Raw genomic sequence first — 17,228 nt, 5'->3', positions numbered from 1 at the left:
CCCTGGGGCCGCTTTGCGGCCCATCGCCGGCAAGCCAGGCTCCCACAGGGATAGCACAGGCCTCGGGGCTGCGCCGTACCTGTGGGAGCTGGCTTGCCGGCGATAGGGCCGGCACTGACGACCGCTTACTTGATGACCATCCCTACCCCACGCCCACGCGGATCCGAAGCGGTCTCCAGCTTCGTCCCATCAACCCGGATCGCCTGGATATCCCCCATCTCCCAGCCCTGGTCCTCCAGCACATAGCCCATCTTCTTCAGTTCATCAGCCACCGGCCCGGTAAGCGGTGCATAGCTGTCGAAGTAGATGGTGTCCTTGGGCAGCAACTGATGGTGCACGCGCTGCGCCGCCACCGCCTTGTCCAGCGGCATGTCGTAGTCGTACAGGTTGTTCATCACCTGGAAGATCGAGGTGAAGATCCGCGACCCACCCGGGGTACCGATGACCAGCTCGACCTTGCCATCACGGGTCATCAGGCTGGGGCTCATGGACGACAGCATGCGCTTGCCCGGGGCGATGGCATTGGCATCGCCACCAACCACACCAAAGGCGTTCGCCGCCCCCGGCTTGGCGCTGAAATCGTCCATCTCGTCGTTGAGCAGGAAGCCGGCGCCTTTCACCACCACACCACTGCCGTAATCGAGGTTGAGGGTGTAGGTGTTGCTGACCGCATTGCCCTGCTTGTCGACGATCGAGAAGTGCGTGGTCTGGTGCGGTTCCAGGCCCGGCTTGACCTTGTCGGTGTCGGAAATGGCCTTCGGGTTGACCTGCGCGGCGCGCTTGGCCAGGTAGTCCTTGGCCACCAGCTGATCCACCGGCACTTTGGTGAAGGCCGGGTCGCCAAGGTAGTCGGCGCGGTCGGCGAACACGCGCTTCTCGATCTCGGCCAACAGGTGTATGTACTGCGCCGAGTTGTGCGCCACACCCTTGAAGTCCGCCGCGCGGTTTTCCTTGATGCCCAGCAGCTGGGCCAGGGCGACGCCACCGGAGCTTGGCGGTGGCGCGGTATACACCACGTTGCCACGCCAGCTCACGGCCATCGGCTCACGCCATACGGCCTTGTAGTCCTTGAGGTCCTGTTTGGTGATCAGGCCCTTGTCGGCCTGCATCTGCGCCACCAGCAGGTCGGCGGTCTTGCCCTGGTAGAACTCGCTCACACCCTTGTCGGCGATGCGTTCCAAGGTCTGGGCCATTTCCGGTTGCTTGAACAGCTCGCCGACCTTCATGTTGCCGAAGTAGTCGTTGAAATTGGTCGCGGTCTTGAACATGCCCTGGGCATCGTTACGGTACTGGTACTGCTTTGCGGCCACCTTAAAGCCGTTTTTCGCATAGCCGATGGCCGGGGTCAGCAGCTCGCTCCAGGGCAGCTTGCCGAACTTCTGGTGCGCCTCCCACAACCCCATCACCGTGCCCGGTACGCCAGCAGCGCGTGCCCCGACCAGGCTCAGGTTCTCGATGACCTCACCCTTTTCGTCCAGGTACATGTTGCGCGTGGCGGCCTGGGGCGCGACTTCGCGGTAGTCGAGGAAGTAGGGTTTGCCGTCGACGAACAGGGTCATGAACCCGCCACCGCCGATGTTGCCGGCCTCGGGATAAGTCACCGCCAGGGTGAAAGCCGTGGCCACTGCCGCATCCACCGCGTTGCCGCCTTTCTTGAGGATGTCGGCGGCCACCTGTGCACCATATTGATCGGGCGCGGCCACCGCGCCGCCCTCAAGATTGGCGGCATGGACCGTGGAACAGCTCAGGATCGCGGCTGCGAGAGCCAGGTACTGGAACGGAGCAATACGCATGACACTTCCTTGATGTTGTTTTTGTTGAGCAGTCAGTAAGGCCGAAGCGCTTCGACTGTGCAATCAACCGCAGGAAGTTTCGCCGCCTGTGGGCAGGATCTGTCGCGTTCAGGCAACTCAGCTGGCGTACATTGCCAACTTGCGCTGGATGAAATCGAGGAAGCACTGGATACGCAGCGCCAGCTGGGTGTTGCGGTAGTACACCGCATGGATCGGCTGGCGGTAGCCGTTGCTGGCTTCGCTCAGCAGCACTTGCAGGCGCCCGGTGCGGATGTCCTCGTGGGTCATGAAGTGCGACAGGCTGACGATGCCCTCGCCGGCCAGCGCCAGTTGGCGCAGGGTCTCGCCGCTGGAAGCGATCAGCGCCGGGCGGATGCTCCAGCGGTCACCCTGGGCATGGCGCAGTGGCCAGTGGTTGAGCGATTCGGGCTGGCTGAAGCCAAGCAGGCAGTGGTTGGCCAGGTCCTCGACCCGCTGCGGCGTGCCGTGCTGCTCGAGGTAGGCCGGGCTGGCCAGCACCTGTACCGGGCTGCAACCCAGGCTGCGAGCGTGCAGGCTGGAGTCGGCCAGTTCGCCGATGCGGATCGCCACATCGGTGCTTTGTTCCAGCAGGTCGATGATCAGGTCGTCGGTATTGAGTTCCAGTTCGATGCCGGGGTATTGGCGGCGGAACTCGCCGATCCACGGCAGGATGGCATGCAGCATGAACGGCGCGGCGGCGTTGATGCGCAGGCGCCCGGTGGGGGTCTGGCGGTTCATCGACAGGCGCTCTTCCATCTCGTCCATCTGCTCCAGGATCAGCCGCGCGCGTTCGAGGAAGAAGCGGCCCTCCTCGGTCAGATCCATGCGCCGAGTGGTGCGGTTGACCAGCGTGGTACCCAGCTTGCCCTCAAGGCGCGACAGGGTACGGCTGACGGCGGACGGGGTCTGGCCCATCTGCTCGGCAGCAGCGGAAATCGAGCCGCAGTCGATGACGGCGACGAATACCTGGAGTTCTTCGGATCGGGTTTTCACATCTGCGCCTGTGGTTGGTCTCTGCAGGGATTAGATAGCCGCTTGTCGAGGCCAAGTCCAGCGGTGCCTGTACGGGCCTCTTCGCGGGCTTGCCCGCGAAGAGGCCGGCACAGAGAAAACCTTACTGTGCCTTGCCGAACACCTTGTCCAGATGCGCCTCATAGGCCGCCAAAGCAGCCGGCACATCCGGCCGCTTCATCACATCCACTGCCAGGAAAGTCGGCAGCCCGGTCATGCCGAGGAACTGGTTGGCCTTGTGGAACGGGAAGTACACCGCGTCCACCCCCTTGCCCTCGAAGAAGTCGCTCGGGTCGTCGAATGCCTGCTGTGGTGCATTCCAGGTCAGCGAAAGCATGTACTGCTTGCCGTGCACCAGGCCACCACTGCCGTACTTCTGCGAGTGGTCCGCACGGGTACGGCCGTCGTTGGCATACAAGCTACCGTGGCCGGCGGTGAACACCTCGTCGATGTACTTTTTAACGGTCCATGGCGCGCCCATCCACCAACCGGGCATCTGGTAGATCACCACATCGGCCCAGAGGAACTTCTCCACCTCTTCCTGGGCGTCGTAGCCACCGTCGATGAAGGTCTGGCGCACATCGAAACCGGCCCGGTCCAGATGAGCGATGGCCGCTTCGTGCAAGGTCGCGTTGAGGCGACCGTCGGAGTGAGCGAATTGTTTACCACCGTTGAGCAAAAGGATCTTCTTCATGGGGGCCTCGCGGAAAAGTCAGGCCGGCAGGTTAGGGGCTCGCAGGCGCGGGATACAGTAATGCATAGGCAAAATACAATTGATCTGAAGTCACGAATGAACAATACATTATTGCCTTAGAATCGCATCACCTCCCATCAACGAGTAGCGACCCATGAGTGAGCAGTACGCCTTCATCCTCAAAGCCAAGACCCGCCCGGAAATGGCTGAAGCGTTCGAAACCCTGTTCCGCGCCTACGTCGAGCCAAGCCGCCAGGAGCCGGGCTGCATCGAGTACCACATGCTGCGCGACAAGCAGGACCCGAGCCTGTTCGTGTTCTTCGAGGTCTGGGCCGACAAGGCCGCGCTGGATGTGCATTCGGCCCTGCCGCACATGACCGCGTTCTTCGAAAAGCGCATGGACTACCTGGAACGCGATTTCGACATCCAGATGATCGACATGCTCAGCGCATCAAGCGCTAACCGCTGATCAGCAAATGGCCGCCGAGTGCGGCCAGGCCGATGAAGAAGCAGCGTTTGAACAACTGCGCGCTGATGCGCTGACGCAGCCACTGGCCGGCCAGCATGCCGAGCAAGGCCGGCGCCAGCATCAGCAGCGAAGCACCCAGTGCCTGGCCACCCAGGGCATCCTGCCCGGCCAGGCCAACGGCCAAGGCCAGGGTCGAAACCGTGAATGACAGGCCCAGGGCCTGGATCATCTGTTCCCGGCTCAAACCCAAGCTCTGCAGGTAGGGCACCGCCGGTATCACGAATACCCCGGTCGCCGCCGTGACCACGCCCGTAACCAGCCCGCAAAGCGGCCCCGACCAACGCTCCCGCCCGGGCGCCAGGCGCAGGCCCGGGCCGACCAGCCCGTACAGCGCATACACCATCAAGGCCGCGCCCAGTGCATGTGCGGCCCAAGGGCCGCTGTTGATCCCCAGCCAGGCACTGCCCAGCAAGGTACCGACGAAGATCATCGCCAGCATTGGCCACAGGCGCGCCAACAAGCCCCGCAGGTGCCCACCGCTGGCCAGCTGCCACAGGTTGGTGAGGGTCGACGGCACGATCAGCAATGCCGCAGCCTGCGCCGGTGACATAGCCAGGCCCAGCAGGCCCATGGCGATCGTTGGCAGGCCGAGGCCGATCACGCCCTTCACCGCGCCGGCCAGCAGGAAGGTCAGTACCACCAGCAGCGACAGCGCTGGGCCAATGTTCTGGTAGAAAGCGAGCAAGGTATTCATGGGCCGATGATGGTGTGCGCCGGCCGGGGTGAAAATCTGCCATATACTCAGCCAGACTCTTGCCAGGACAGAGCCACATGCATTTCGACCTGATCGACCTCAGGCTGTTCCAGCACACCCTGGAGTGCGGCAACATCACCGCCGGTGCCAGCCGCAGCCATCTGTCGCTGGCAGCAGCCAGTGCGCGGATCCGCGCCATGGAGGCATCGCTGGGCATCCCTTTGCTGGAACGCAACCGCCGTGGTGTACAAGCAACTCCGGCCGGCCAGGCACTGCTGCAGCATGCCCGGCTGATATCGCAGCAGGTCGAGCGCCTGCAGTTCGACCTGGGCCAGTACGCGCAAGGGCAGCAGGGCCAGGTGCGCCTGCTGTGCAACACGGCGGCACTCACGGAGTACCTGCCGGAGCTGCTGGCCGGCTACCTGGCTGAAAACCCTGGAGTCAGCGTGGATGTGCAGGAGTTGCCGAGCCTGCGCATCGTGCAATCGATTACCCAAGGCATGGCAGACCTGGGCATCGTTTCGACCGCCGCACCCAGCGCGCACCTGCAGACCCGGCCGTTTCGCGAAGATCCGCTGGTGCTGGTAACGCCGCAGCGCCATCCGCTGGCCAACGAGGTCGCGCCGAGCTTCATCGATAGCCTGGCCCATGGCTATGTCGGCCTGGGGGCTGGCAGTGCACTGGCGTTGTACCTGGAAGAGCAGGCACTGCGCGAGGGGCGGCGCATGCAGGTTCGAGTGCGTGCCGAGGGGTTCGATGGCGTGATCCGCATGGTTGCGGGCGGGGCCGGGGTGGGGGTGGTGCCGCTGGCTGCGGTGAAACGTTGGCAAGGGGTGTTGCCGTTGCACTGGGTGGCGCTGACGGAACCATGGGCCAATCGCCGGTTGCTGGTGTGTGCACGCGATTTTGCGGCATTGCCGGGGTATGCCGCAGGGTTGGTAACCACCCTCACCCGCTGACGGAGTGGATGGCACGGGCTTCGCCCGTGTTCGCGGGTGAACCCGCTCCCACAGGATATGTGGTATCTCTCGGATGGACACTATACCTGTGGGAGCGGGCGAGCCCGCGAAGCAGGCACCGCGATTGATGGCACGGGCTTCGCCCGTGTTCGCGGGCGGGCCCGCTCCCACAGGATATGTGGTATCTCTCGGATGGACGCTATACCTGTGGGAGCGGGTTTACCCGCGAAGAAGGCTCACACACAATGGCGCCGTAACGACCCACCGAAAAGGACTTTCCAGTGGCATCGATCTACCAGCTCAAACCGCGCTTCCAGGCCATGCTCCGCCCTGCTGTCCAGCGCCTCTACGACCGCGGTGTCACCGCCAACCAGGTCACTGTCGCCGCCGCCCTGCTGTCAATCCTGCTGGGCCTGCTGCTGGCTGCCCTGCCCCATCTCACCTGGCTGTTCATCCTGATTCCAGTCTGGATGCTGCTGCGCATGGCACTGAACGCCGTCGACGGCATGCTCGCCCGGGAGTTCGGCCAGCAATCCACCCTCGGCGCCTACCTCAACGAACTGTGCGACGTGATCGCCGATGCCGCGCTGTACCTGCCCTTCGCCCTGCTGGCGGGTGTATCGCCAACCTTGGTCGTACTCGTGGTGCTCAGCGCCACCTTCAGCGAATACGCCGGTGTCATGGGCCCGCTGGCCGGCGCCTCACGGCGCTACGACGGCCCCATGGGCAAGAGCGACCGGGCGTTCGCCTTCGGCGTGCTAGGTACCGGCGTCGCCTTCGGCGTGCTGAACGGCGCCTGGATCAACGGCTTGTTGCTGGTCATCCTCGCACTCTCGCTCTATACCCTCTACAACCGGGTTCGCCAGGGGCTGGCCGAAACCCGCTGAGCCCACTGCCGTCGTAAAAGGATGTCGACCATGCGCCAAGCGCAAGCGCTGCACTTCTCCACCCATGACGGCGTCGAGCTGCACTACCGTCACTGGCCTGCCACCCGTAACCAACACCAACCACGCCGGGCCGTGGTGATGTTCCACCGCGGCCACGAACACGGCGGGCGCATGGCCCACCTGGCCGATGAGCTGGACATGCCGGGCTACGATTTCTTCGCCTGGGATGCCCGTGGCCACGGCCAGTCGCCGGGCGCGCGCGGCGACAGCCCGGGGTTCGCCACCAGCGTGCGCGACGTGCAGACCTTCATCGAGCACATCCAGGCCCGCCATGGCATTGCCGAACAGGACCTGGTGGTGCTGGCGCAGAGCGTCGGGGCCGTGCTGGTCGCCACCTGGGCCCACGACTACGCGCCGAAGGTGCGCTGCCTGGTGCTGGCCTCGCCAGCGTTCAAGGTAAAGCTGTACGTGCCGTTCGCCCGCCCCGGCCTGAAACTGCTGAAGGCCCTGCGCGGCAACTTCTTCGTCAACAGCTACGTCAAGCCTCGCCTGCTCACCCACGACCCCGAACGGGTCATGTCGTATGTGGCCGACCCGCTGATCAGCCGGCCGATTTCGGTAACCATGTTGCTGGGCCTGTACGAAGCCGCCGACCGGGTGGTGGCGGATGCCCAGGCCATCCAGCTACCGACCCAGCTGCTGGTGTCCGGTGCCGACTTCGTGGTCGAACGCCAGCCGCAGGAACGCTTCTTCGAACGCCTGGGCAGTGCGCGCAAGGAAATGCACATCCTGCCAGGCTTCTTCCACGACACCCTTGGCGAGCGTGATCGTGCCCATGCCCTGCGCCGTATCGAGCGGTTCGTCGAACATTGCTTCGCCAGCCCCGCCGCCCTGCCGTCACTGCTCGATGCCGACAAGACCGGCGCCAGCTGCGCCGAGGCTGAAAGCCTGGCCGCACCGCTGCCGCGCAACTCGCCCCGCGACCTTTACTGGCGTGCCACCCGTGCCGGGCTGCGCCTGGGCAAGGGGCTGTCCGAAGGTGTGAAGCTGGGTTTCGATACCGGTTTCGATTCGGGCAGTACCCTGGACTACGTGTACCGCAACCAGCCGACCGGCAAAGGCAAACTTGGCCGCCTGGTCGACCAGAACTACCTCGACGCCATCGGCTGGCGCGGCATCCGCCAGCGCAAGCTGCACGTAGAGGAACTGCTGCGCCTGGCCATCGCCCGCCTGCGCGAACAGCAGCGGCCGGTGCACATCGTCGATATCGCCGCCGGCCATGGTCGCTACATCCTCGAGGCCCTGCAGGAGCACGAACAACTGCCGGACTCGATCCTGCTGCGCGACTACAGCGAACTGAACGTGCAGCAAGGCAACGCACTGATTGCCGAAAAGGGCCTGGCCGACATCGCCCGCTTCGTCCAGGGCGATGCCTTCGACCGCCAGAGCCTGGCCACCCTGGAACAACCACCGACCCTGGCCGTGGTCTCCGGCCTGTACGAACTGTTCGCCAGCAACCAGTTGGTAGGCAACTCGCTGGCCGGCCTGGCCGATGCGCTGGAAGATGGCGGTTACCTGGTCTACACCGGCCAGCCGTGGCACCCGCAACTGGAAATGATCGCCCGCGCCCTCACCAGCCACCGCGGCGGCGAGGCCTGGGTGATGCGCCGCCGCAGCCAGGCCGAAATGGACCAGCTGGTAGAGGCGGCGGGGTTCCGCAAGCTGGCCCAGCGCATCGATGAATGGGGCATTTTCAGCGTCAGCCTGGCACAACGGGTGCGCTGAATGAGCCCATCACGCGAGCCCGGGCTGATCCGCCGGGGCGTATTCTGGCTTCTGCTGCTGGGGCCGCTGTTTTTCCTCAGCTACGGGCTGGCGAACAACCACACGGCCGGGCGCAGTGATGTCGGCAGCCTGGTGTTCGGCTGGGAAAGCCGCATGCCGTTGTGGCCGTGGACGATCATCCCGTACTGGTCGATCGACCTGCTCTACGGCTTGTCCTTCCTGCTGCCGCGCACGCGCCAGGAAATGGACCGGCACGCGCTGGCGCTGCTAACCGCGCAGCTGATCAGCGTCAGCTGCTTCCTGCTCTGGCCGCTGCGCTTCACCTTCGAGCGGCCGGAACTGGGCGGGGTGTTCGGCTGGATGTTCGATGTGCTGATGGGCTTCGACAAGCCGTTCAACCAGGCGCCTTCACTGCATATTGCCCTGCTGGTGATCATCTGGACGATGTTTGCCCGGCACGTGCAGCGCCAGCCCTGGCGTTGGCTGATGCATGGCTGGATGGCACTGATCGGGGTGTCGGTGCTGACCACCTGGCAGCACCATTTCATCGACGTGCCGACCGGGGCATTGGCGGGGTTCGTCTGCGTCTGGTTGTGGCCATATCGGGGGCAGCTGCCCTGGCAGCGGGTGCGCCTTGCGCGGGATGCCAAGCGTTGGCGGTTGGCGTTGTTCTATACAGTGGGTGGGCTGCTGTGCGCAGTGCCGGCCGTTGCGTTGGGCGGCGCCTGGCTGTGGTTGAGCTGGCCGGCCGTGTCGCTGGCTTTGGTGGCGCTGAACTATGGCGTGCTCGGTGCAGGCGGGTTTCAGAAAGGCGCCGATGGGCGCTTGTCGAATGCGGCCAGCTGGCTGCTGGCGCCGTACCTGATTGGGGCGTGGGTCAACTCGAGGTTGTGGACCTGGCGGCACCCGCAGGCGGATGAAGTGTGTGATGGCGTCTACCTTGGGCGGATTCCTGGGTGTGGCGCGCAGTTCGCTGCGGTAGTCGATTTGTGCGCGGAGCTACCCTGCCATGTTCAGGACAGCGCGGACAATTGTAGGAGCGGCCTTGTGTCGCGAAAGGGCTGCGAAGCGGCCCCAGATTTTCAGCTTCGCAGCAGATATTGCTGGGGCCGCTTCGCAGCCCTTTCGCGACACAAGGCCGCTCCTACACAGGTCGCGTCCGCCGTTGGCTACGCATGTTTTCCTACCCTGGACCTGATCGCCCCGGAAAGCCCATTGCTGCACCAGGCCGCCATCGCCATCGAACGCCTGCGCTCCCAAGGCCCGGTGCTGGTCTGTTGCGCCCTGGGCTATTCGCGCAGTGCCAGCGCCGTGGCCGCCTGGCTGGTGCTCACGGGCCGCTGCACTGATGCTCGCCAGGCCGAGGCGCTGATCCGCAAGGCCCGCCCCGGCGTGGTCCTGCACAGCGCACATCGCCAAGCCTTGCAACAGCTAGGGACACAACCATGACGCTGTACGTGGTGGCCAGCCTGCTGGGCCGTGGCAAACAACTGGAACGCCTGTCGGACGGCCTCACCCTGCTGGCCCTGGCCTACGGCCTGGCGCCCTTGCTGGGTGCACAGTTGCAACCACTGGCCAGCCTGCTGTGCATTGCGCTGCTGGTACTAGGCGTGCTGCACAAGTACTGGGCCATCCGTGTGGCCATCGATGCCCAACTGTTCGCCCACCTCGCCGCTAGCCGCGACCTGCCGGCGGACACCTTGGCCCTGGACCGCGCCTTGTTCGAGCTGAATCTCAAACCGCAGGCCGCCGACTCCCGCGCCTGGCCTGCACGCAGCCAGGCCGCGCTGGCCCTGTTACGCCGCCAGGTAGTGTGCCTGGGCCTGCAGCTGTCGCTGGCCTTGGCTACCCTGCTGACACTGCCTTTGAAGGGATGACTACCGATCCATGCTCGCCAACCTGACCGCCTACCTCATCACTTCCGCCGCCCGCCTGATCACCGGCGCCCGCGCCCTGTGGCTGGGCTGCACGCCGCTGCCGGTGCAGCGCCTGTATTTCGCCAACCACAGCAGCCATGGCGACTTCGTACTGCTGTGGGCCTCGCTGCCGCAACCGCTGCGCAAGAGTACCCGTCCGGTAGCCGGCGCCGACTACTGGGCCAAACCAGGCATTCGCGACTTTCTCATCCGCAAGGTCTTCAATGGTGTGCTGATCAACCGGCAACACAGCGCCGGCCAGGGCAGCCCGTTGCAACCGATCCTCGAAGCCGTGGCCCAGGGCGACTCGCTGATCTTCTTCCCGGAGGGCACTCGCAATCTCGGCGACGAGCCGCTGATGCCGTTCAGGAGCGGGCTGTATCACCTGGCAGCAGCCAACCCCGAAGTCGAACTGGTGCCGGTATGGATAGCCAACCTCAACCGGGTGATGCCCAAGGGTCGTGCCTTGCCATTGCCGTTGTTGTGCACATTGAGCTTTGGCGAGCCGCTGCACCTGCAGGCGGATGAAAGCAAGCAAGCCTTTCTCGAGCGGGCCAGCCAGGCCCTGCTGAACCTGGCCCCCAAGGATGCCTGAGATGGACGACAACACCCTTTCCCTGTTCGCCGGCATCGGCGCCCTGCTGCTGCTCGCCAGCGTGATCGGCCGCCTGCTCAAATGGCGCGCCGGCCCGGCACCGCACGCGGTGATCGACAACCTCAACGCCCGCATCAACGCCTGGTGGGTGATGGTACTGGTGATCGGCATCGCCTTCCTGTTCGGCAAGTACGGCGTGATCGTGCTGTTCTACGGCGTATCGTTCTATGCCTTGCGCGAGTTCATGACGCTCACCCCGACCCGGCGCAGCGACTACCCGGCACTGGTGGCGGCGTTCTATGTGGCGCTGCCGGTGCAGTACGTGCTGATCGCCATGGATTGGTACGGGTTGTTCAGCATCTTCATCCCGGTGTACCTGTTCCTGTTGCTGCCGATCCTGGCCAGCTTCGGCGGCGACACCACGCGCTTTCTCGAGCGCGCCTCGAAGGTGCAGTGGGGGCTGATGATCGCGGTGTACTGCGTGTCGTCGGTGCCGGCATTGATGACCCTGGACATCCCGGGTTACGAGGGCCGCAACCTGCTGCTGATTGCCTGGCTGATCCTGGTGGTGCAGATCAGCGACGTGCTGCAGTACGTGTGCGGCAAGCTGTTCGGCAAGCACAAGGTAGCGCCCAACCTGTCGCCATCCAAGACCGTCGAAGGCCTGGCCGGTGGCGTGGCACTGGCCACCTTGATCGGCGCCCTGCTGTGCTGGATCACCCCGTTCACCTTCTGGCAGGCCGCACTAATGGCGTTGGCGGTGAACGCCATGGGCTTCTTCGGCGGGCTGGTGATGTCGGCGATCAAACGCGACCGTGGGGTAAAGGACTGGGGGCACATGATCGAAGGCCACGGCGGCATGCTCGACCGCATGGATTCGGTGTGCTTTGCCGCGCCGGTGTTCTTCCACTTTGTGCGGTATTGGTGGGCGTAATCATACCCCCTGGGGGTATAGGGCCCCCTGTAGGAGCGGCCTTGTGTCGCGAAAGGGCCGCAGAGCGGCCCCAGGACTCCAGCAGTGGTGCACAAATTGCTGGGGCGTGCCTACCCACCTAATTCACTTGAGGTACGACCGCAGCAACGTCGCCACCTTGTCCGCCTCGTCCTGCCGCTCCTCGGCACTCAGCCCGTCCGCCACCAGGTGTTCGCGGATATGCCCTTCCATCACTTCGGCCATCAGCCCGTTCACCGCACCGCGGACGGCGGCGATCTGCTGCAGTATCGCCAGGCAGTCCTTGTCCTGCTCCAGCGCGGTCTCCAGGGCGGCGGCCTGGCCTTTGATCTTGCGCACCCGGGTCAGCAGCTGCTTCTTGCTCTTCAGGGTATGTGCCATTGGGTTTCACACCATGCTAGGTATACTGGGGTATAGTATAGTTCTCGACGTTCCGGGAGCATGATAAACCATGGCGACACAAACCTCAGACCGCTGGCAGCACAGCCACCAGTTCCATACCAGCAATCTGGGCGCCGAGCGCAAGACGCGCCTGGCCGTTTGGCTGACCGCGGTGATGATGGTGGCGGAAATTACCGGTGGCTGGTTCTTCAATTCCATGGCGTTGCTGGCCGACGGCTGGCACATGAGCTCCCACGCCCTGGCCCTGGGCCTGTCGCTGCTGGCCTATGCCGCCGCGCGGCGTTATGCCGGCGACCGGCGCTTTGCCTTCGGCACCTGGAAGATCGAGATTCTCGGTGGCTACTCCAGCGCCCTGCTGTTGCTGGGCGTGGCCGGGCTGATGGCATTCCAGTCGGTGGAGCGCCTGCTGGCACCGGGGCCGATCCATTATGACGAGGCGATCTTCATCGCCGCCGTGGGCCTGGCCGTCAACCTGATCTGCGCCTGGCTGCTGCGTGACGACCATCACCATCACGATCATCACCACCATGGCCACGACCATCATCATGACCATGGCCACCATCACCACGACCTGAACCTGCGCTCGGCCTACCTGCATGTGATGGCCGACGCCGCGACTTCGGTGCTGGCTATCGTCGCCCTGCTGGCCGGCAAGTACTGGGGCGCCGGCTGGCTCGACCCGGTCATGGGCCTGGTCGGTGCGCTGCTGGTGGCGATGTGGGCCCGCGGGCTGCTGCGCGATACCGGGCGAGTGCTGCTGGATGCGGAGATGGACGCGCCGGTAGTGGAGGAAATCCGCGAGGTGGTCGCGCAGCTGCCGGTGCCGGCCAGTATCACCGACCTGCACGTGTGGCGCGTGGGCAAGGACCAGTACGCCTGCATTCTCGGCCTGGCCGCCCGGGCCGAACTCAGCGCCGACAGCGTGCGCAAGGCCCTGGGCGTACACGAAGAACTGGCGCACATTACCGTCGAGGTCAACCGCCTGGCATAGCGCGACCAGACAGCTGGACGTCGAGCCCAGGCAACTGCGGCTCGGCCGATGGCCCTATGGTGACGAGTCATTCAGCCAGTCACCAGGAGTTGTGCCATGTCCGATTTCATCACCGTCCTGCGCGAAACCTGCCCGACGCCGGTCGTGGACGCCACCAAGTGGAAGCGCATCGGCGGCGATCCGCACACCGTCAACCTCAACGCCTATCTGTCGGCCGACGGCAGCAAGATCATGGGCACCTGGATCTGCACCCCGGGCAAGTTCGAGGTCAACTACGAGAAGTGGGAGTTCTGTCACTTCCTCGATGGCTACTGCATCATCACCCCGGAAGGCGAAGAGCCGAAGCACCTGAAAGCGGGTGATGTGTTCGTGATCGAACCGGGGATGAAAGGCACCTGGGAAGTGGTCGAGACCGTGCGCAAGTACTTTGTCTTTGCTTGATTCATAAGCGGACTTTGCCTGGTCATGTGGGATGCGCAAAAAGTCCCACATGACGCCGCTCAGGTTCAAGCATGATGATCAAAGGGGCCGCGGGTCGAATAAAATATCCTGCTGCAAGTATAACAGTGGCTTTCGGCGCATCGCCCTCGACTAGGAGTGGTCACTCTTCAAAGGTTTCACACCCTTCTGAGAAAGACAAACGACTCTGTAATTTACTTTGTCTCGTGAGGTACGACTTTCGATAGACCTCAGGAACTTTTCCGGTTCTGCCAGATTCAGCTCTCTCAAGGTAGCAGTATCCAAATCCCACCACTCGCTGTCCATGAGCCTGGCAATGATGTCTTCAGCATGTCGATACTTGATGACTTTTGCCGGATTCCCGCCCACGATCGCATACGGCGGCACATCACGCGACACCAAAGCCTGGGTCGCGATGATGGCTCCGGTCCCGACCTTCACGCCTGCAAGGACAGTGGCTCCGGCGCCAATCCATACGTCGTGACCTATCTGGGCAAGCGCTTCATCAGCTCGGTACTCCAGATTTCCTCCATCTTCATACTGAAATGGATGGGTACTTACCCAGGAGGATGGGTGTGTGTGTTTCTCTTGACCAATGACACAATCGGAGCCAATGGAGCAGAATCGACCTATGGAAGATACAAATGAAAGATGGGTACCACTTCTAATATAGGTGTAAGCACCAATCCCAACTTGGGAAGATCGGATTTTTATATGGCCCAGCTGAACATATTCCTCTAGATCAGCACGGGCATATTTACTGAATGTTGATGGCCCGGCAGCAATCTTACCCCCGTGAGACCTGACTATTCGCTTGTAACGAGCGGTTTTTATTGACTCTATTATCTTGAACATGAAGATGGCTCGGGTTTCCCTATCTGGAAACTATAGCAAATTGACATCTTAGGTTGAAGATGCTTGTTGCCTGGGCAAATGTCAGTAAACCCATCACAATACGTGGAATAAATCTGGCCGCCCGCCGGCAAAAAAAATCGCGGATCAGACGCCCTTCCCTCTGGTGCGCAGTTACAGAGGGAAGGCCGCCTGGCCCGCGATGAAGTCCTCGCTCGTCAATCTTTCTTGCGGTAACCCTCGACGATCGCCGAGAAGTCCTTGCCACCCTCGCCGCGCAGGCTCATGGCCTGGTACAGCTGCTGGGCCACAGCCCCCAGGATCACCGGTTGATGCGCCTGGCGTGCAGCCTCGGTGGCCAGCCCCAGGTCCTTGAGCATCAGCTCGGCGCCAAAGCCTCCGGTATAGCCACGCGATGCCGGCGCGGTTTCGATGATGCCCGGCCATGGGTTGTAGGTGTCCGAGCTCCAGCAACGCCCGGTCGAACTGTTGATGATGCCGGCCAGCACTTTGGTGTCGATGCCCAGCGCATTGCCCAGGGCCATGGCCTCGGACACGCCGATCATCGAGATGCCCAGCAGCAGGTTGTTGCAGATCTTGGCGATCTGCCCTGTGCCGACTTCACCGCAGTGCACGATGTTGCGGCCCATCTGCTCCAGTACCGGCTTGAGGGTGGCAAACAGCTCGGTGCTGGCGCCGACCATGAAGGTCAGGGTGCCTGCCGCCGCGCCGCCGGTGCCACCGGACACCGGCGCATCGCCCATGTCCACGCCCTTGGCCGCTGCGGCCTTGGACACATCACGCGCAGTCTGCGGGTCGATGGTGCTGCAATCCACGGTCGGCGTGCCGGGGCGAATGCCGGCCAGCACGCCGTCTTCGTTCAGGTACACGCTGCGCACATGGGCAGCAGCCGGCAGCATGGTGATCACCAGCTCGCTGTTGGCCGCCGCGTCCTTTGGCGAAGGGCTGATCTGCCCGCCCAGTTCTGCCAGCTCGGCCAGCACGGCCTTGTTCAGGTCGAACAGGTTCAGTTGGTGCCCGGCCTTGATCAGGTTGCGGGCCATGGGTGCGCCCATGTTGCCGAGCCCGATGAATGCGATACGCATGACTCTCTCCTTAGCGCAGGCTGATGGTGGTGTTCACACCGTCGTTGACGCTGTCATCATCGAACCAGCGGGCGGTGACGGTCTTGGTCTGAGTGTAGAACTGCACCACTTGCTTGCCGTACGGGCCGAGGTCGCCGAGCTTGGAGCCACGCGAACCGGTGAAGCTGAAGAACGGTACCGGGACCGGGATCGGGATGTTGATGCCGACCTGGCCGATGTCGATTTCGCTCTGGAACTTGCGCGCTGCCGCGCCGCTCTGGGTGAACAGGCCGGTGCCGTTGCCGAACGGGTTGGCGTTGACCAGGGCGATGGCCTCGTCGAGGGTATCGACTTCCAGGGTCACCAGCACGGGGCCGAAGATTTCCTGGGTGTAAACCTGCATGTCGGTCTTCACGCCCGAAAACAGGGTCGGGCCGATGAAGTTGCCTTGCTCGTAGCCCGGCACCGTGACGTCACGGCCGTCGAGTTCCAGCTTGGCGCCTTCCTTGATGCCACTTTCGATCAGGCCCAGCACACGCTCCTTGGCGCGCTTGGAAACCACCGGGCCGACATCGGTGCCTGGCTCGCAACCGGCATTGACCTTGAGCTTGCTGGCCGCGTCCTTGATATCCGGCAGCCATTCGCGAGCCTTGCCCACCAACACCGCCACCGAGGTGGCCATGCAGCGCTGGCCTGCTGCACCGAAGGCGGCACCGACCAGGGCGTTGACGGTTTGCGTGCGGTTGGCATCGGGCAGCACCACGGCGTGGTTCTTGGCGCCCATCATCGACTGAACGCGCTTGCCGTGCTGGCTGCCCAGGTTGTACACGTGAGTGCCCACTTCGGTGGAGCCGACGAAGGAAATCGCCTTGATGTCCTGGTGGGTGCAAATGGCATCCACCACTTGCTTGCCGCCGTGCACCACGTTGAGCACGCCAGCCGGTATGCCGGCTTCCAGCGCCAGTTCGACCAGCAGCATGGTCGACAGCGGGTCTTGCTCGGACGGCTTGAGCACGAAGGTGTTGCCGCAGACGATGGCCATGGGGAACATCCACAGCGGGATCATCGCCGGGAAGTTGAACGGTGTGATGCCGGCGCATACTCCGATCGGCTGGCGCAGGGTATAGGTATCGACGCCGCCGGCAACGTTCTCGGCGAATTCGCCCATCTGCAGGGTGCCGATAGAGGCGGCGTGCTCGACCACTTCCAGACCGCGGAAGATATCGCCTTCGGCGTCGGCCAGGGTCTTGCCCTGCTCGGCACTGAGGACCTGGGCGATGCGTTTGGTGTTTTCGCGGATCAGCGCCTGCAGCTTGAGCATGATGCGCATGCGCGCGCCGATCGGCGTGTTACGCCAGGTCTGGAAAGCGCGGTGGGCAGCGGCGACGGCTGCGTCGACTTCTTCGACGGTGGCGAACGGTACGCGCGCCAGCACCTCTTGGGTGGCCGGGTTGACGATGTCGCGCCATTCGGTGGTCGTGGACTCGACCCATTGGCCGTCGATCAGCAGCTTGACCTGCTCGATTTTGGTCTGGGTAGGGGATTGCGGTGCGTTCATCTGCGTTCTCCTTGGAATTATTGTCGGGACGAGATCGCCAGCGCC

General features: G+C 63.6%; 18 protein-coding genes. 10 read left to right on the top strand and 8 right to left on the bottom strand.

The window, feature by feature from the left end; all coding sequences use genetic code 11:
* Positions 1-125: 125 nt before the first annotated feature.
* The 3 genes from ggt to CAG22_RS12785 all read right to left on the bottom strand — a co-directional run bounded on the left by ggt (position 126) and on the right by CAG22_RS12785 (position 3,519).
* Positions 126-1,793, bottom strand: coding sequence for a gamma-glutamyltransferase (gene ggt, locus CAG22_RS12795; protein WP_085705574.1), 1,668 nt, complete (start codon positions 1,791-1,793; stop codon positions 126-128).
* Between the two features lie 117 nt (positions 1,794-1,910).
* Positions 1,911-2,807: a LysR family transcriptional regulator gene (locus CAG22_RS12790; protein WP_085705573.1), complete on the bottom strand. Its 897-nt coding sequence runs from the start codon at positions 2,805-2,807 to the stop codon at positions 1,911-1,913.
* 121 nt (positions 2,808-2,928) lie between these two features.
* Complete coding sequence (locus CAG22_RS12785) at positions 2,929-3,519, bottom strand: NAD(P)H-dependent oxidoreductase (RefSeq protein WP_085592995.1); 591 nt, start codon at positions 3,517-3,519, stop codon at positions 2,929-2,931.
* Between the two features lie 154 nt (positions 3,520-3,673).
* Between CAG22_RS12785 and CAG22_RS12780 the strand changes: the two genes are divergently transcribed.
* Positions 3,674-3,988 (top strand): putative quinol monooxygenase, encoded by a 315-nt coding sequence (locus CAG22_RS12780; RefSeq protein WP_003258316.1) that lies wholly within the window; start codon positions 3,674-3,676, stop codon positions 3,986-3,988.
* Here the strand turns inward: CAG22_RS12780 and CAG22_RS12775 are convergent.
* Entirely contained in the window at positions 3,978-4,742 is a 765-nt protein-coding gene (locus CAG22_RS12775) for a sulfite exporter TauE/SafE family protein (RefSeq protein ID WP_085692231.1), read from the bottom strand. The genes CAG22_RS12780 and CAG22_RS12775 overlap by 11 nt on opposite strands.
* Before the next feature lie 77 nt (positions 4,743-4,819).
* Here CAG22_RS12775 and CAG22_RS12770 point away from each other — a divergent pair, with 77 nt between their 5' ends.
* From CAG22_RS12770 to CAG22_RS12735, 7 genes are all read left to right on the top strand, one after another.
* Entirely contained in the window at positions 4,820-5,701 is an 882-nt protein-coding gene (locus tag CAG22_RS12770) for a LysR substrate-binding domain-containing protein (protein WP_085692232.1), read from the top strand.
* Positions 5,702-5,982: 281 nt separating this feature from the next.
* On the top strand, positions 5,983-6,588 hold the full coding sequence (locus CAG22_RS12760; protein WP_085592989.1) for a CDP-alcohol phosphatidyltransferase family protein: 606 nt from the start codon (positions 5,983-5,985) through the stop codon (positions 6,586-6,588).
* A 30-nt stretch (positions 6,589-6,618) separates the two neighbouring features.
* On the top strand, positions 6,619-8,373 hold the full coding sequence (locus tag CAG22_RS12755; RefSeq protein WP_085705572.1) for a bifunctional alpha/beta hydrolase/class I SAM-dependent methyltransferase: 1,755 nt from the start codon (positions 6,619-6,621) through the stop codon (positions 8,371-8,373).
* Complete coding sequence (locus tag CAG22_RS12750; RefSeq protein WP_085705571.1) at positions 8,374-9,822, top strand: phosphatase PAP2/dual specificity phosphatase family protein; 1,449 nt, start codon at positions 8,374-8,376, stop codon at positions 9,820-9,822.
* Positions 9,819-10,250, top strand: coding sequence for a hypothetical protein (locus CAG22_RS12745; RefSeq protein WP_085705570.1), 432 nt, complete (start codon positions 9,819-9,821; stop codon positions 10,248-10,250). Before CAG22_RS12750 ends, CAG22_RS12745 begins: the two co-directional genes overlap by 4 nt.
* Positions 10,251-10,260: 10 nt before the next feature.
* Positions 10,261-10,884: a lysophospholipid acyltransferase family protein gene (locus tag CAG22_RS12740; protein ID WP_085705569.1), complete on the top strand. Its 624-nt coding sequence runs from the start codon at positions 10,261-10,263 to the stop codon at positions 10,882-10,884.
* Position 10,885: 1 nt separating this feature from the next.
* Positions 10,886-11,818: a phosphatidate cytidylyltransferase gene (locus tag CAG22_RS12735; protein ID WP_015271818.1), complete on the top strand. Its 933-nt coding sequence runs from the start codon at positions 10,886-10,888 to the stop codon at positions 11,816-11,818.
* A 123-nt stretch (positions 11,819-11,941) separates the two neighbouring features.
* Here CAG22_RS12735 and CAG22_RS12730 read toward each other — a convergent pair whose 3' ends face one another.
* Complete coding sequence (locus tag CAG22_RS12730) at positions 11,942-12,217, bottom strand: metal/formaldehyde-sensitive transcriptional repressor (RefSeq protein WP_003258414.1); 276 nt, start codon at positions 12,215-12,217, stop codon at positions 11,942-11,944.
* 70 nt (positions 12,218-12,287) lie between these two features.
* Between CAG22_RS12730 and dmeF the strand changes: the two genes are divergently transcribed.
* Both dmeF and CAG22_RS12720 read left to right on the top strand, forming a co-directional pair.
* Complete coding sequence (dmeF, locus tag CAG22_RS12725; RefSeq protein ID WP_085592979.1) at positions 12,288-13,229, top strand: CDF family Co(II)/Ni(II) efflux transporter DmeF; 942 nt, start codon at positions 12,288-12,290, stop codon at positions 13,227-13,229.
* Positions 13,230-13,325: 96 nt separating this feature from the next.
* Positions 13,326-13,670 carry a cupin domain-containing protein gene (locus CAG22_RS12720; RefSeq protein ID WP_003258412.1) on the top strand — a complete coding sequence of 115 codons (345 nt, stop codon included), beginning with the start codon at positions 13,326-13,328 and terminating at the stop codon, positions 13,668-13,670.
* A 150-nt stretch (positions 13,671-13,820) separates the two neighbouring features.
* Here the strand turns inward: CAG22_RS12720 and CAG22_RS12715 are convergent, their stop codons facing one another.
* From CAG22_RS12715 to CAG22_RS12705, 3 genes are all read right to left on the bottom strand, one after another.
* Positions 13,821-14,543 carry a CatB-related O-acetyltransferase gene (locus CAG22_RS12715; RefSeq protein ID WP_085592977.1) on the bottom strand — a complete coding sequence of 241 codons (723 nt, stop codon included), beginning with the start codon at positions 14,541-14,543 and terminating at the stop codon, positions 13,821-13,823.
* Positions 14,544-14,758: 215 nt separating this feature from the next.
* A complete protein-coding gene (gene mmsB / locus CAG22_RS12710) occupies positions 14,759-15,646 on the bottom strand; it encodes a 3-hydroxyisobutyrate dehydrogenase (protein WP_025340663.1) in 888 nt (295 codons plus the stop codon).
* A gap of 10 nt (positions 15,647-15,656) precedes the next feature.
* Positions 15,657-17,183, bottom strand: coding sequence for a CoA-acylating methylmalonate-semialdehyde dehydrogenase (locus tag CAG22_RS12705; RefSeq protein WP_085592975.1), 1,527 nt, complete (start codon positions 17,181-17,183; stop codon positions 15,657-15,659).
* Between the last annotated feature and the right edge of the window lie 45 nt (positions 17,184-17,228).

It is taken from the genome of Pseudomonas sp. B8(2017) (genome assembly GCF_002113575.1).
GTDB classification, from domain to species: domain Bacteria; phylum Pseudomonadota; class Gammaproteobacteria; order Pseudomonadales; family Pseudomonadaceae; genus Aquipseudomonas; species Aquipseudomonas putida_Z.
This window is presented reverse-complemented; position numbering and strand designations above follow the sequence as displayed.

Coding starts and splice junctions, on each gene's coding strand:
- CAG22_RS12775 (WP_085692231.1), bottom strand. CDS start 4,742: ATGAATACCTTGCTCGCTTTCTACCAGAACATTGGCCCAGCGCTGTCG.
- CAG22_RS12745 (WP_085705570.1), top strand. CDS start 9,819: ATGACGCTGTACGTGGTGGCCAGCCTGCTGGGCCGTGGCAAACAACTG.
- CAG22_RS12750 (WP_085705571.1), top strand. CDS start 8,374: ATGAGCCCATCACGCGAGCCCGGGCTGATCCGCCGGGGCGTATTCTGG.
- mmsB (WP_025340663.1), bottom strand. CDS start 15,646: ATGCGTATCGCATTCATCGGGCTCGGCAACATGGGCGCACCCATGGCC.
- CAG22_RS12705 (WP_085592975.1), bottom strand. CDS start 17,183: ATGAACGCACCGCAATCCCCTACCCAGACCAAAATCGAGCAGGTCAAG.
- CAG22_RS12730 (WP_003258414.1), bottom strand. CDS start 12,217: ATGGCACATACCCTGAAGAGCAAGAAGCAGCTGCTGACCCGGGTGCGC.
- CAG22_RS12780 (WP_003258316.1), top strand. CDS start 3,674: ATGAGTGAGCAGTACGCCTTCATCCTCAAAGCCAAGACCCGCCCGGAA.
- CAG22_RS12740 (WP_085705569.1), top strand. CDS start 10,261: ATGCTCGCCAACCTGACCGCCTACCTCATCACTTCCGCCGCCCGCCTG.
- CAG22_RS12715 (WP_085592977.1), bottom strand. CDS start 14,543: ATGTTCAAGATAATAGAGTCAATAAAAACCGCTCGTTACAAGCGAATA.
- CAG22_RS12735 (WP_015271818.1), top strand. CDS start 10,886: ATGGACGACAACACCCTTTCCCTGTTCGCCGGCATCGGCGCCCTGCTG.
- CAG22_RS12785 (WP_085592995.1), bottom strand. CDS start 3,519: ATGAAGAAGATCCTTTTGCTCAACGGTGGTAAACAATTCGCTCACTCC.
- CAG22_RS12720 (WP_003258412.1), top strand. CDS start 13,326: ATGTCCGATTTCATCACCGTCCTGCGCGAAACCTGCCCGACGCCGGTC.
- CAG22_RS12755 (WP_085705572.1), top strand. CDS start 6,619: ATGCGCCAAGCGCAAGCGCTGCACTTCTCCACCCATGACGGCGTCGAG.
- CAG22_RS12770 (WP_085692232.1), top strand. CDS start 4,820: ATGCATTTCGACCTGATCGACCTCAGGCTGTTCCAGCACACCCTGGAG.
- ggt (WP_085705574.1), bottom strand. CDS start 1,793: ATGCGTATTGCTCCGTTCCAGTACCTGGCTCTCGCAGCCGCGATCCTG.
- dmeF (WP_085592979.1), top strand. CDS start 12,288: ATGGCGACACAAACCTCAGACCGCTGGCAGCACAGCCACCAGTTCCAT.